Genomic DNA, 13,539 nt, shown 5'->3' with positions numbered 1-13,539 from the left:
ACCTGCGTCTGGGGGTTCCCTCAGGGCGTGGTGGATCCCACGTCGTCCCCTCCGCCCGTCTCGTCCTCGAGGTGATGGCCGAGATGGTGACGGGCGAAGGCGAGGCTCTGGCGCAGCGTCCGCTCCCGGGCCTCGGCATTGTTGCTGGTGGTGACCTCGAGCAGCACCGAGCCCTCCCAGCCGCGGTTGGCGAGGCGCCGCAGCACCTCGGCGCAGGGCTGATTGCCCTCCCCGGGCGGCAGGTGCTCATCCTTGGTGGTCCTCCCGGACCCGTCGGTCAGGTGCAGGTGGGTGAGGCGGTCACCGAGCCGTTCGATCATCTCCAGCGCGTCATCGCCCGCGGTCGCGGCGTGGGAGAGGTCGACGGTGACGTGGGAATACTCCTCATCGGTCGGATCGTGGTCGGGGAAGTAGTTCAGCAGCTCCCGCACCCCGAGCCGCCACGGGTACATGTTCTCGACCGCGATCGCGATGCCGTGCTCCTCCTCGAGCGCCGCGACGCCCTCGACGAAGCCGTGCGCGTACTTCCCCTGCCAGCGGAACGGGGGATGCGCCACGATCGTGGGGACGCCGAGCTCCTTGGCGATCTCGATGGTGCGCTCGATCTTCACCCATGCATCGCGGCCCCACAGGCCCTGCAGGAAGAACAGGGTGGGAGCGTGGAGGGAGAGGATCGGCAGCTCATGGCGTTCGGAGTACTCGCGCAGGAGCGCAGGGTCCTGGCTGTCCTTGGGATAGGAGACCATCACCTCCATGCCGTCGTAGCCGATCTCGTGGGCGAGCCGGAAGGCCTCCTCGACCCCGGCGGGGAAGACGGAGGAGGTGGACAGTCCCACCGGGATCCTCCGCTGCGGGTGCTGGTCGCTGCGCGGGTCCCCTGCCGAGAGGCGCTTGGAGAGCTTCTCGCGGGCGGTGCGATGGGCACTGCTGGGGCGGGTGTAGGGCTTGCGGGCACCGTTCCGCGGCGCATCCGTGGACGGACGATCACGGCGTGGGCTCACGACATCTCCTCTGGGCTGGACAGGCGTGGTCAGTATGCAACAAGCCCGCGCCCTAGACTCTCCCGCATGCCCGTTCGAGATCTCACCGCCGAGGACTTCGTCAGCTACCGGACCATGGCCTCCGGCGCTTTCGGCGGGGGTCTCGACCCGGCCGCCCCGACCGCTCCCCGGGACTTCTCTCCCGGCCAGATCCCGCTGGGCATCGATGCCTCCACGCTGCCGGGCGGACCCCGCGGGGTGCTCGCCGCCGGTGCCAGGATCCGCCGCGACCTGGTGGCGCTGGGCGGCGGCGTGGCCCGCTGCGGCGGTATCGCGGGGCTGGCGGTCCATCCTGCCTATCGCGGGGAGGGACTGTTCGGGACGCTGCTGACCGCCCTGATCGCCCGCTGCGGCGCCGAGGGGATGGAGCTGTCGATGCTGTATCCCTCGAACCCGTCGCTCTACCGCCGATACGGCTACCAGGTGGTCGCGCGGGGCCGGTCTCTGATCGTGCCGCTGGTGGATCTGCAGCGGATCCCCGCCGTCCCGGGGCGGCGCCTCGTGCCCGTCACCGCCGAGTCGATGCCGAGGCTGCGCCGGCTGCATCACGAGCTGACCGCGGGCGACAACCTGATGCTGCGCCGCGAGCCGCCGCTGTTCCCCGAGACCCTGCCCGCCCACCCCTGGTCCGCGCTGCTACTCGAGGACGCGGCCGGCACCGCGCAGGGCTATGTGTCCTGGGCGCGGCGCGCCGGCACCGCCGACGACCCCGGTCTCGAGGTGCACGAGCTCCTCGGCCGCACCCGTGAGGACCGGCAGGCGCTGCTGCGCACACTCGGCTCCTGGTCCACGGTGACCGAGCTGGTCCGGCTGCGGCTGCGCACCGAGGATCCGGTCCTGGACGTGCTGCCCGGTGGCGGTGTCCGTCCCGATCCGTCGCCGGAACCGCTGGTGATGATGCGGGTGATCGACACGGCCGCGACCCTGCGCGCCCGCCAGGCTCCCGCCGCCCTGGACGGCACGCTCCGCCTCGTCGTCGAGGACGCCACGGTCCCCGAGGGCACCTGTCGGGCCGCGGGCACCTTCCTGGTCTCCGTGCACCAGGGCACCGTCACGGTGGCGGAGCCGGACGAGCCGGCGGGAGCGGCTGCGGCGGAGGCGCTGGGCAGCTGCCGGTTGGACATCCACTCGGCCTCGCTCCTGCTCGTCGGCGGCCGCACCCTGGCCGACGCCCGCCGTCTCGGCCTGCGCGCCCACGCCGATCCTGCGGCCGAGTCCTTCCTGGACGCGCTGCTGGCCGGTCCCCGGCCCAGCGTCCTGGACGCCTTCTGATCCCCTCCCCCGATCTCCGGAGACCCGCGTGGCCAAGCTGCATTTCAAGTACGGAGCGATGAACTCCGGCAAGTCCGACACCCTGATCAAGACCGCGTACAACTACGACGAGCGGGGCCTGGCCACGCTCACCGTGAAGCCGGCGCTGGACACCAAGGGCGCGGACTGGGTGGTCGCCCGCGGCGGTGCGCGGCGCCGGGTGGATGTGCTCGCGGCGAACGGTGACGACCTGCGCACGCGCGTCGACACCACGGCCGACGAACGAGGACTGCGGCCGCTGCACTGCGTGCTGGTGGACGAGTCGCAGTTCCTCGCACCCCACCAGATCGACGATCTCTTCCGGATCGCGAAGCTCGACGGGGTCTCGGTGATCTGCTACGGGCTGCGCGCGGACTTCCGCACCGCGATGTTCCCCGGCGCCGCGCGCCTGTTCGAGCTCGCGGACAACATCGAGAAACTGCCCACCATGTGCCGCTGCGGCTCCCAGGCGGAGTTCAACTGCCGCGTTGTCGACGGCCGCTTCGTCTTCGAGGGAGAGCAGGTCGCGATCGACGGGGAGACGGTGACCTACATGTCGCTGTGCGGCTCCTGCTTCATGCAGGAGCAGGAACGCGCCGGCGTCACCGTCCTGGGGTGATGCCGGCGCGTCCGGATCCTGGGCATGCACGGACCTGAGCGGTCCGCTCAGGAGCTCAGCGGCTTGTCCTCGCCGACCTCGGCGTCCCCGCCGGCGTGGGCGCTGCCCGCAGAGTTCTCGGCCACGGTCGCGGCCTCCTCGTCCCGCTCGTCCGAGGAGTGACCGTGGAGGCGCTCCTTGGCGGAGCCGGCGGCACCGGCCACCGCCCCCTGCGCCCTGGAGGCGACCTCCGGGCCCTTCTCCTTGACCGCACCGGCCGTGTCCTGCGCGACGCGCGAGGCGGTCTCCTTCGCCTGTGAGGCGCGCCGCTGGAGCTCGGGATCCTCGGCGACCCGGTGGGCCGTGCGCTCGAGGGACTCGTAGGGCCCGCGACCCATCCGCGAGCCGACCACGAAGCCGATCGCGAGCCCGGCTACGAAAATGAACCTCTTCATCACTGCCTCCTGCATCGTCGGGTGTGTGCCCTGCATCGTGCCACAGCCCCGCAGCGCCCCGCCGGGGCGCCGACCAACCGGTTCCGTGCACCGCCCCGGACGCCCTCCGTCTCCGCCGTCCCACGTCAGTCCCACTTCGGTCACACAACCTCCACGAACAGACCCCGATCGCGGTGTCGGAAGGTGACAGGAGGTCTTACGATCTAGGGACGGGGACACCGGTCGCGCCGACCCTCCGGTCGCCCGCCCTCACAGCACCGTCGCCGTGACCTTCGAACGAGGAGAAGACTCCGTTGCCCCCTGTGCCCCACTCGCAGTCCCCGCTCGACGCCGACCGTCCCGTCCCGACCCTCGATGAGGTCTCGGCACAGGTCCGCTCCTGGGTGGACGCCGCCGCCATCCGTCCGGTCCCGGGACCCGCGAAGCTGCTCTCGGATCTGCTGCAGGACCCGAAGGGGCTGGATTTCACCCTGGCCTTCGTGGACCGGGTGATCCGACCGGAGGACCCGCGCGCCGCGGCCGTGGAGCTGCAGCGCCTGGCCCAGGATCCGCCCGCCTTCCTGCCCGCTCCGCTGCGCCGGGTGATCGCTCTGGGCGGTGCCGCCTCCACGCTCGCGCCCTCGCTCGTGGTGCCCACCGCACAGGCCACGATGCGCCGCATGGTCGGGCATCTCATCCTCGATGCGCGCCCCCGCCCGCTGAGCAGCGCGATCCGGCGTCTCACCGCCGACGGCACGAACCTGAACATCAACCTGCTGGGTGAGGCGGTGCTGGGCGCCCAGGAGGCCGACCGCCGCCTCCAGGGCGTGCGCGAGCTGGTGGCCCGGGAGGACGTGGACTACGCCTCGATCAAGGTCTCCTCGATCGTGGACCACCTGCCGCTGTGGGCGGCGGACGAGACCGTCGATCACATCGTCGAGTCCCTGCTGCCGCTGTACCTCGAAGCCGCCCGCGGGCAGGACCCGACCTTCCTGAACATGGACATGGAGGAGTACCGGGACCTCGAGCTGACCCTGCGGGTCTTCGAGAAGCTCCTGGACCGTCCCGAGCTCGCTTCCCTGCACGCCGGGATCGTGCTGCAGGCCTACCTGCCGGACGCCCCCTCGGCGATGGTCCGCCTGCGCCGCTTCGCCGAGCGCCGCGTGGCCGAGGGCGGGGCGCCGATCAAGGTGCGTCTGGTCAAGGGTGCCAACCTCGCGATGGAGCAGGTGGACGCCTCGGTGCACGGGCTCATGCAGGCGCCGCTGCTGTCCAAGGAGGCGACCGACGCGCAGTACAAGCGCATGCTGCTCGAGGCGCTGGATACCGAGAAGCTCGAGGCGGTCCACCTCGGCGTCGCCGGGCACAACCTCTTCGACGTCGCCTTCGCCCACCTGCTGATGCAGCACCGCGGCATCCCCGCCGGCCCTGGGCACGGGGTCGAGTTCGAGATGCTGGCCGGCATGGCGCCGGGCCAGCAGGCGGTGGTGCGCGAGACCACCGGCACGATGCGCCTGTACGTGCCGATCGTGCACCCCCGCCACTTCGACGTCGCCGTCTCCTACCTGGTGCGACGTCTCGAGGAGAACGCCTCCTCGCAGAACTTCCTCTCCGCGGCCTTCGAGCTGGACAGCTCCGAGGAGCTCTTCGCCCGCGAGCAGCAGCGCTTCTCCCGGGCGCTGGAGGCTGCGCTGGCGGAGACCTCGCCGCCCACCCACCGCGACCAGGACCGCAGCACGGAGGTCGCGGGCGGGACGACCTCCCTGGAGCTCGGCTCCCCGGGCCTGCCGGCGGTCCCCGGGGCGTTCCGCAACACCCCGGACACCGATCTGTCGACCCCGATGAACCAGGAGTGGGCCGCGGGCATCACCCACCGCATCCGCGGCTCGCAGCTCGGTGTGGCAGAGGCCCGTGCCGCCCGGCTCGAGACCGTCGAGGCCGTGGACGCCACCATCACCGGCGCCCTCGAGGCGCAGCCCGCCTGGGCCGCGCTGGGCGTCGAGAAGCGGGCGATGATCCTGCGTCGCGTCGCCGGGACCCTGGCCGCCCACCGCGGTGAGCTGCTGGAGGTGATGGCCGCCGAGACCGGAAAGACCCTCGAGCAGGGCGATCCGGAGGTGAGCGAGGCGATCGACTTCGCTCTCTACTACGCGGAGCAGGCCGAGCAGCTGGCCCGTCTCGAAGAAGTGAGCGCTCAGGCGCGCCCGCTGACCCTGGTCACCCCGCCCTGGAACTTCCCGGTCGCGATCCCCACCGGCGGCGTCCTCGCCGCTCTGGTGACCGGCAGCGCGGTGATCATGAAGCCGGCGCCCCAGTCCCGTCGCTGCGGAGCGCTGATCGGCCGGCTCCTGCATGAGGCCGGGGTGCCGAAGGACGTGTTCACCCTCGTCGACGTCCCCGAGAACGAGGTGGGGCGGGCACTGATCTCCGATCCGCGGATCTCGCAGCTGATCCTCACCGGTGCCTCCGATACCGCCGCGATGTTCGCCTCCTGGCGGCCCGAGCTGCGGATCCTCGCCGAGACCAGCGGCAAGAACTCGATCATCGTCACCCCGCAGGCCGATCTCGATCTCGCCGCGCACGACGTCGCCGCGAGCGCCTTCGGCCACGCCGGACAGAAGTGCTCGGCAGCCTCGCTGGTGATCACGGTCGGGTCGGTCACCACCTCCCGCCGCTTCTCCGCGCAGCTCGCCGATGCGGTGCTGAGCCTGCACGTGGGCCGCCCGACGGATCCGACGGTCCAGATGGGGCCGGTCATCGAAGAGCCCGGCGAGAAGCTGCGCTCGGGGCTCACCGAGCTCTGCGAAGGGGAGGAGTGGCTCTCCCGGCCGCGTCAGCTCGATGAGTCGGGCACGCTGTTCTCCCCCGGGGTCCGCACCGGGGTCGAGGAGGGTTCGCCCTTCCATCTCACCGAGTACTTCGGGCCGGTGCTCGGCGTGATCCACGCCGAGACCCTCGAGGAGGCCGTGCGCATCCAGAACGGCACCGATTTCGGGCTGACCGCGGGCCTCCACTCGCTGGAGCCCTCGGAGATCGCCTGGTGGACCGAGCACGTCGAGGCCGGGAACCTGTACGTCAACCGCGGCATCACCGGCGCGATCGTGGAGCGCCAGCCCTTCGGCGGCTGGAAGCGCTCGGCGATCGGACAGACCGCGAAGGCGGGCGGACCGAACTACCTGGTGCACCTGATGGACTGGTCGGACGCCGACGGGACTTTCGACCGTGCGCAGGAGGCGGAGGCCTGGCTCGCTGCGGCACGTCACAGCGACCGGGAGCAGTGGGCGAGCACCTTCATCCCCCGCGATGCGCAGGAGCTCCACGGCGAGATCAACCTGCTGCGGTACCTGCCGCTGCCGGTGATGATCCGGGCCACGGGCGGCACCTCGAGGCAGGAGCTGCAGCGGGTGCTGCACGCCGCCGCAACGGCCGGTGCCGAGGTCGAGGTCTCCGTCGCCTCCGAGGAGCTCGCTGCGGTGGCACGGGAGGCAGGCCGGACCGTCCGGGTCGAGGACGCTGCGGCTTTCGCGGGCGGGATCCCCTCCCTCGAGCAGTCACGCATCCGCCTGCTCGGCGAGAGTGATCCCGCCCTGCGCGCCGCCATCGCGGACCGCATCGAGGTCGCCCTGTTCACCGGCGAGGTGGTCGTCGACGGCCGGGTGGAGCTGCTGCCGTTCCTGCACGAGCAGGCGATCAGCGCCACGAACCACCGCTACGGCAACCCGCTCCCCCACACCCTGGACCTCACCGGCGGGCAGGGCTGGGCCCGCGGCCGGGCCTGAGCCCGGCGGGGCGCCGGGCCCGACCTCGACCGAGCACCGGGGCCGCGCACCCACCGTCCACTGCGACCGTCCGCACACGTCCGGTCAGGAACGGTGAGCCCCGCGTCGCACTCGGTGGCCGGTGGGCGCCGACGGCATCGAACAGCTCCCGGGATCGCCCGGGCGTGCCGCGCCGATGACGGCCGCGGCACGCCGTACGGTGCTGCGATAGTCCCCAGCGCCTCCTCGAAGGACCCTGATGTCGAGCACCGAAGCGACCACCCGGCCCCGCCGGCCGCGCGACCCCTACCTCGACAATGCACGCGGCCTGCTGATCGCGCTCGTCGTGGTGGGTCACACCGTCGAATGCTTCGAGAACACCGCCGATGTGCTCGGCGGCACGCTGTACACGGCGATCTACTCGTTCCACATGGCCGCTTTCATCATGATCTCGGGGTTCCTCTCGCGCTCGTACCGCAATGAGCCGCGCCAGGTGCGGCGCCTGCTCACCGCGATGGTCGTGCCGTACGTGATCTTCCAGATGGTGCACGAGGCGGGCAAGGCCCTGCTGCTCGGGAGCGATGTCGAACTGCAGCTGCTGCTGCCGGCGTGGACGCTGTGGTTCCTGGTCGCGCTGCTGGGATGGCGCCTGCTCACCCCCGTGCTGCGGCAGCTGAAGCATCCGCTGATGTTCGCGGTGGCCATCTCGGTGATCGCCCCGCTGGATCCCGATCTGGGCTCCGTGCTGAGCGTGGGCCGACTGGCGGAGATGCTCCCGTTCTTCGTGCTCGGACTGATCGCCACGCCGGAGATGCTCGAGCGCATCAAGGCCTTCCGGCACCGGTGGCTGGGCGGTGCGATGCTGCTGGCCGCCGTGGCGGTCGCCTACCTGGTGGACGGCCGGGTACCCACCTCGATCTTCTACCTGCGCTCGGGGTACGAGGACGACAGGGGCCTCCTGCTGAGCATGCTCCTGCAGGTGATGGTGCTGCTGGCGGGGGTCGCGGGGAGCCTGGCCATCCTGCTGGTCACGCCCCGCGGCCGCTCCCCGCTGACCGTGATGGGCGAGCGCTCGCTGACCGTCTATCTGCTGCACCCGGTGCTGCTGCTGCCCATCCGCTATGCCGAGGAGCTGCCGGAGTGGCTGGTGAGCTGGTGGGGCACCCTCGGAATGGTCGCTGGCGCACTGCTGCTCACGGCGCTCCTGTCCACCACCGTGGTCGGCCGCCTGACCAGCTGGCTGACCGATCCCCCGATCGGGGATCTGCTGGTCCGCTCCGAGGATGACGCGCCGCGCAAGCCCCGACCGACTGCTGCGGACGGCATACCTCCCCGCACCTGAGTCATGTCGAGGGCGACCCTCGATGCTGCCAGCGGCGGGGCCGCAGCACAGCACCGGAGCTCCGCTCATCCTGCTCTCCGCCCCTGCATCTCCAGGGCTCTGCGCACCCTCGTGACGGCCGAGCGGCAGCCATGGGGAGGATCCGCGTAGGTGGTGCGCACCTCGATCCAGCCGGCGTCCCGTCGTCGCTCTCCCCGGGCGATGGCCTTGGGCATCTGATCCCGGTCCAGGTGCGTCGGGCCCTCATGCTCCCGCGCCACGCGCCATTGCGGCCAGTGCAGATCAGGTTCTCCGAGGTCCAGGAGGGTCCCGTCGGGCTGCACCTGCTCGGCGCGGACGCTGGCCAGTGGTTCGGGCAGACCGGCTCGGACCGCCGCCAGTCGCAGCGCGGTCTCGGGCGGCGAATCACTGCTCATGCGCACCAGGGCGACCGCCTCCCTGAGTCGGCGGGCCCCGCGACCGCGATGGCCGGTGACGGCCTCGGTGAGCTCGGCGACCGTGGCGAACGGAGTGTCCCGGCCCTCGTACCGGGGTCGGGGCCGTTGCACCAGGTGCTCACCGACGGCGACGCGACTGCCCGGTCCCCAGATGGATCCTCAGGTCGACGCCGCCTCTGCCGGGTCCGTGAGCGGAGCGGCCGGTGCCTCGACGCTTCTGCTCGGGTGCCGCCACGACCTCCTGCGCGACGACGCCCGGCAACGGGAAGCCGAGGATCCGCGCTGCGCTGAGCCCCATCGCGAACACCGCGGGATCACGACGACAGAGCGCGGCGACGATCTCGCGTTCGGACAGGACTCGATCGCCGCGCACCCAGAGCCCACGTGACAGGGAGGTGAGATCGCGAGCACGGAGCCTCCCCCGCGTCACTCCGGCACGGCGTGCCTCCTGCGTGCTGAAGACTGCGGACGAGAGGTCATCCGGGAGAGGAGTCGGTGTGCTCGGCATCGCCACAGCATCCGCGGACCGACGCACAGTCGTTCGCTCGCTCCACAACGGCCTGGTCGCGGCCGCGTCGACGCATCCTCCCCAGGCATGGCCCGATGCTGCGGACGGCACCCCTCACGCGGCGCCAGTGATGCCGTTCGTCGCAGTCGGCCACGACAGCACACACCGAGTGCAGCGTCCGGCACCGTATCTAGCGTCTGAGCGGCGCCGTGCGCAGCAGTCGCCGCACCTCGGGCATCCGGCGCCGTGCCGCAGCCCGCGCCACCCGGCTCAGCCGGCGGAGGCGGTGCCGACGCGGGCGCCCTCGGGCACCTCGCCGCCCTCTTCGCCCAGCACCGCGTCACCGACCACGGTGACGTCGGCCCCGAAGGTCCAGTCTCCCTGCACATCGAGGCTGACGGCGTCCTTGAGCGAGGGCACCCCGTGGGGGAAGCGCGGTTCGAAGTCCTGGATGAGCTTGTAGGAGCCGCTGTGCAGCGACACCGTGGGCATCGCGTCGATCTGCTGCACGAGGGCCGCGCGCTCGTCGAGGGCGTAGGCGTCCGAGCGCACCAGCAGCAGGTCGCTGGTGGCCTTGACCGGCAGGAAGCGGTCGCGGCCCACGACGATGGCGGTCGCGCCGTCGAACACCTCGATCGCGGCGCCCATGGCGGACTCGATCTGGAAGACGGGCGTGCTGGTCTTGTCGGCCGGGTCCACGGTCTTCTCGTTGCGGATCAGCGGCAGGCCCATGATGCCGCCGCGCTCCTCGAGCACCGCGGCCATCTGCTCGAGGTCGAACCAGAGGTTGTTGGTGTGGAAGAACGGGTGGCGGTGCTCGTCGGTGAAGTAGTCCATCTCCTCGGCCGGGGTCTGCGCGGTGTCGCGCAGGATCAGCCGGCCGTCGGACCTGCGCACCGCGAGGTGGCCGCCCTTGCGGTCCGCGGGGGTGCGGCGGCACAGCTCGGCGGCGTAGGGGGCGCCGGAGGCCGCGAACCAGGAGGCGAGGACGGGGCTGGGGACGGTGCCGAGGTTGTCCGAGTTGGAGACCGAGGCGTACTTGAAACCGGCGTCGAGCAGCTGCTGCAGCAGGCCCGAGGTCTGCAGGGCGGTATAGATGTCGCCGTGGCCGGGCGGGCACCACTCGAGCGCGGGGTCCGCGTCCCAGTCGACCGGGGTGAGGTCGTCGGTGCGGAGCTTGGGCTCCTTGTTCTGCAGGAAGTCCAGCGGCAGGTCGCCGACGGGCAGGTCGGGATACTTCGCGAGCACCTCGAGGGTGTCCTCACGGGTGCGGAAGGAGTTCATGAAGATCAGCGGCAGGCGGGAGCCGGTGCCGCGCCGGGCGGCGAGGACCTGCTCGACGATGATGTCCAGGAAGCTCCTGCCGTCCCGCACGGGCAGCAGGGATTTCGCCTGGTCCAGGCCCATCGAGGTGCCGAGCCCGCCGTTGAGGTTGATGATCGCGAGCTGGTCGAAGACCTGCTTGGCGTGGCCGACGTCGATCTTCACGTCCTCGAGCATCGGGGGATCGAGGTAGGGGTCGATCGTATCCTCGGGGATGGAGCCGGTCACCCCGTCCTCGAGCTGTCCGTAGTAGTGGGAGAAGACGTCGATCGCGGTCTGCGCGACACCGGCGTCGGCCATCTTCTGCTGCGCTGCGGCAAGTCCTTCGGTGCTCATGGGACCAGGGTATCGGGACGGCCGGGTGCTCTGCGCCGTCCGCCCCGGCACGCCCATGTCCGAGGACTCCCCCGCTCTCGAGGCGGGTCACCTCCCCCGCCTCCCCTAGAATCGACTGCTATGAGCACAGTCCTGTCCGCGGTCGCCTGGCCGTACGCCAATGGTCCCCGCCATATCGGTCATGTCGCCGGCTTCGGCGTCCCCTCCGACGTCTTCTCCCGCTACATGCGCATGGCCGGGAACGAGGTGCTCATGGTCTCCGGCACCGATGAGCACGGCACCCCGATCCTGGTCGCCGCCGACGCCGAGGGCATCTCCGCCCGCGAGCTCGCCGACCGCAACAACCGCCTCATCGTCGAGGACCTGGTCGCGCTCGGTCTCTCGTACGATCTGTTCACCCGCACCACCACCCGCAACCACCACCAGGTGGTGCAGGACATGTTCATCACCGTGCGCGACAACGGCTACATGGTGGAGCGCACGACCTCCGGGGCGATCTCCCCGTCGACCGGTCGTACCCTGCCCGACCGCTACATCGAGGGCGCCTGTCCGATCTGCGGGGCCGGCGGCGCGCGCGGCGATCAGTGCGACACCTGCGGCAACCAGCTGGACCCCACGGACCTGATCGATCCCGTCTCGCGGATCAACGGCGAGACGCCGGAGTTCATCGAGACCTCGCACTGGTTCCTGGACCTGCCGTCCCTGGCCGGGGAGCTGGGCCGCTGGCTCGATGAACGCGAGGCGACCGGGCTGTGGCGCCCCAACGTGATCCGCTTCAGCCAGAACATCCTCGAGGACATCAAGCCTCGCGCGATGTCCCGCGATATCGACTGGGGCATCCCGGTGCCGGGCTGGGAGGACCAGCCGAACAAGCGCCTGTACGTCTGGTTCGACGCGGTGATCGGCTACCTCTCCGCCTCCATCGAGTGGGCGCGCCGCTCCGGCGACCCCGAGGCCTGGCGGAGGTGGTGGAACGACCCCGACACCCTCGCCTACTACTTCATGGGCAAGGACAACATCGTCTTCCACTCCCAGATCTGGCCGGCGGAGATGATCGCCCAGAACGGGCAGGGCGACAAGGGCGGCGAGCCCGGTCGCTTCGGTGAGCTGACGCTGCCCACCGAGGTGGTCTCCAGCGAGTTCCTCACCATGGAGGGCAAGAAGTTCTCCTCCTCCAAGGGGGTGGTGATCTATGTGCGCGATGTGCTCGAGCGCTACCAGCCCGACGCGCTGCGCTACTTCATCTCCGCCGCGGGGCCCGAGAACCAGGACGCCGACTTCACCTGGGCAGATTTCGTCTCCCGCACCAACAACGAGCTGGTCGCCGGCTGGGGCAACCTGGTCAACCGCACCGCCGCCATGATCGCCAAGAACGTCGGAGAGATCCCGGCGGCGGGCGAGCTCGAGGAGATCGACCAGGCACTGCTGGCTCAGATCCGTGAGGGCTTCACGACGGTCGGCGGTCTCATCGAGGCGCACCGCCAGCGCGCCGCGATCACGGAGATCATGCGCCTGGTGGGCGAGGCGAACGCCTACGTCTCCCGCACCGAGCCCTTCAAGATGAAGGCCGAGGAGCAGCGTCCGCGCCTGCTCACGGTGCTGCACGTGCTCGCGCAGGCCGTCACCGACCTCAACACCATGATGGCGCCGTTCCTGCCGCAGTCGGCGAACGAGGTGGAGAAGGCGCTGGGTGGGGAGCGCCGGATCGCCCCGATGCCGCAGATCGTGGAGGTCGAGGACCTCGATGGCGGCCCCGGCTACCCGATCATCACCGGTGACTACACCGATGTCCCGGACTGGGCGCACCACCCCGTGGGCGTGGGGCAGGCCGTCACGAAGCCCACCGGCATCTTCGCCAAGCTCGACCCGACGACTGCCGAGCAGGAGCTCGAGCGCCTCGAGGCGGCCGCCGCGGCCGATCCGGAGGAGTAACCCCGCAGCGTCCGGCCTGAACCGCGCTCCGCACCGGCGCCGCATCGCCAGACGCACAGACCCTCATGTGTGCCACTCGAGTGATACGGTTCGTATCAACGTCTTGATACGCCTCGGAGGTGCAGCATGCTGTTGCTGATCGGGAAACTGCTCTGGCCGACCTTGGCGGGCATCGTGCTCGCTGTCTCCGCCTGGTCGGTGCTCCGGCGCAGCGTCCGCCCCCTGCTCGTCAGCCGTGCCCCCACCGCGGTGATGGTCGGGGCCGCGGCGCTGGTCACGGCGATCTGACCCCTTCCTCGGCGCAGCCCCGTTGTGGATCGACGCGCCCCGCAAGACATGGTCAGCCATCTTCGACGCCCGCTTCGCCCTGCCGCTCGTCCTCGGACTGCTGATCCTGATCCTGCTGAGCGTCGCCCGCCCGAGCCCGAGCCCCGCTGCCGCTTCCGGGGCCCTCCTGGCGCCGCGCAGCTGGCGCTCGTTCCTCAGCTCCTGGTGGATCGGCGCGTTCCTCGCCGTCCTCGGCCTCATCGTCGCTCTCTAG

At 70.9% G+C, this 13,539-nt stretch carries 12 protein-coding genes; 7 read left to right on the top strand and 5 right to left on the bottom strand.

The genetic code is table 11. The features are described from left to right. Positions 1-20 precede the first annotated feature (20 nt). Positions 21-1,001 (bottom strand): sugar phosphate isomerase/epimerase family protein, encoded by a 981-nt coding sequence (locus tag ACHUEU_RS02505; RefSeq protein ID WP_394214305.1) that lies wholly within the window; start codon positions 999-1,001, stop codon positions 21-23. A gap of 66 nt (positions 1,002-1,067) precedes the next feature. On the opposite strand from ACHUEU_RS02505, the gene ACHUEU_RS02500 reads away from it, so the two are divergent. Continuing rightward, positions 1,068-2,312 (top strand): GNAT family N-acetyltransferase, encoded by a 1,245-nt coding sequence (locus ACHUEU_RS02500; protein WP_394214304.1) that lies wholly within the window; start codon positions 1,068-1,070, stop codon positions 2,310-2,312. A gap of 28 nt (positions 2,313-2,340) precedes the next feature. Then, positions 2,341-2,949, top strand: a complete 609-nt coding sequence (locus ACHUEU_RS02495; RefSeq protein ID WP_394214303.1) for a thymidine kinase — start codon at positions 2,341-2,343, stop codon at positions 2,947-2,949. Positions 2,950-2,996: 47 nt separating this feature from the next. On the opposite strand, the gene ACHUEU_RS02490 is transcribed toward ACHUEU_RS02495, so the two are convergent. After that, positions 2,997-3,383: a hypothetical protein gene (locus tag ACHUEU_RS02490; RefSeq protein WP_394214301.1), complete on the bottom strand. Its 387-nt coding sequence runs from the start codon at positions 3,381-3,383 to the stop codon at positions 2,997-2,999. Between the two features lie 302 nt (positions 3,384-3,685). Between ACHUEU_RS02490 and ACHUEU_RS02485 the strand changes: the two genes are divergently transcribed. Together ACHUEU_RS02485 and ACHUEU_RS02480 are read left to right on the top strand one after the other, a co-directional pair. Beyond that, entirely contained in the window at positions 3,686-7,141 is a 3,456-nt protein-coding gene (locus ACHUEU_RS02485; protein WP_394214357.1) for a bifunctional proline dehydrogenase/L-glutamate gamma-semialdehyde dehydrogenase, read from the top strand. Between the two features lie 238 nt (positions 7,142-7,379). Next, positions 7,380-8,462: an acyltransferase family protein gene (locus tag ACHUEU_RS02480; RefSeq protein ID WP_394214300.1), complete on the top strand. Its 1,083-nt coding sequence runs from the start codon at positions 7,380-7,382 to the stop codon at positions 8,460-8,462. 65 nt (positions 8,463-8,527) lie between these two features. Here the strand turns inward: ACHUEU_RS02480 and ACHUEU_RS02475 are convergent, their stop codons facing one another. From ACHUEU_RS02475 to ACHUEU_RS02465, 3 genes are all read right to left on the bottom strand, one after another. After that, the gene (locus tag ACHUEU_RS02475; protein WP_394214299.1) at positions 8,528-9,010 is read right to left on the bottom strand and encodes a hypothetical protein; all 483 of its coding nucleotides are present in this window, start codon (positions 9,008-9,010) and stop codon (positions 8,528-8,530) included. A 7-nt stretch (positions 9,011-9,017) separates the two neighbouring features. After that, positions 9,018-9,272, bottom strand: a complete 255-nt coding sequence (locus ACHUEU_RS02470; RefSeq protein ID WP_394214298.1) for a hypothetical protein — start codon at positions 9,270-9,272, stop codon at positions 9,018-9,020. Positions 9,273-9,677: 405 nt separating this feature from the next. After that, positions 9,678-11,066, bottom strand: a complete 1,389-nt coding sequence (locus tag ACHUEU_RS02465) for a UTP--glucose-1-phosphate uridylyltransferase (RefSeq protein WP_394214297.1) — start codon at positions 11,064-11,066, stop codon at positions 9,678-9,680. A gap of 120 nt (positions 11,067-11,186) precedes the next feature. Here ACHUEU_RS02465 and metG point away from each other — a divergent pair, with 120 nt between their 5' ends. The 3 genes from metG (at position 11,187) to ACHUEU_RS02450 (ending at position 13,539) form a co-directional block, all read left to right on the top strand. Beyond that, on the top strand, positions 11,187-12,998 hold the full coding sequence (metG, locus tag ACHUEU_RS02460; RefSeq protein WP_394214296.1) for a methionine--tRNA ligase: 1,812 nt from the start codon (positions 11,187-11,189) through the stop codon (positions 12,996-12,998). A 126-nt stretch (positions 12,999-13,124) separates the two neighbouring features. Beyond that, the gene (locus tag ACHUEU_RS02455) at positions 13,125-13,286 is read left to right on the top strand and encodes a hypothetical protein (RefSeq protein WP_394214295.1); all 162 of its coding nucleotides are present in this window, start codon (positions 13,125-13,127) and stop codon (positions 13,284-13,286) included. Between the two features lie 22 nt (positions 13,287-13,308). Then, positions 13,309-13,539 carry a hypothetical protein gene (locus tag ACHUEU_RS02450; protein ID WP_394214294.1) on the top strand — a complete coding sequence of 77 codons (231 nt, stop codon included), beginning with the start codon at positions 13,309-13,311 and terminating at the stop codon, positions 13,537-13,539.

Origin of the sequence: Brachybacterium vulturis (assembly GCF_043641765.1) — a bacterium.
Lineage (GTDB): Bacteria > Actinomycetota > Actinomycetes > Actinomycetales > Dermabacteraceae > Brachybacterium > Brachybacterium vulturis_A.
The sequence above is the reverse complement of the archived record's forward strand: the minus strand, read 5'-3'. Positions and strand labels throughout refer to the sequence as shown.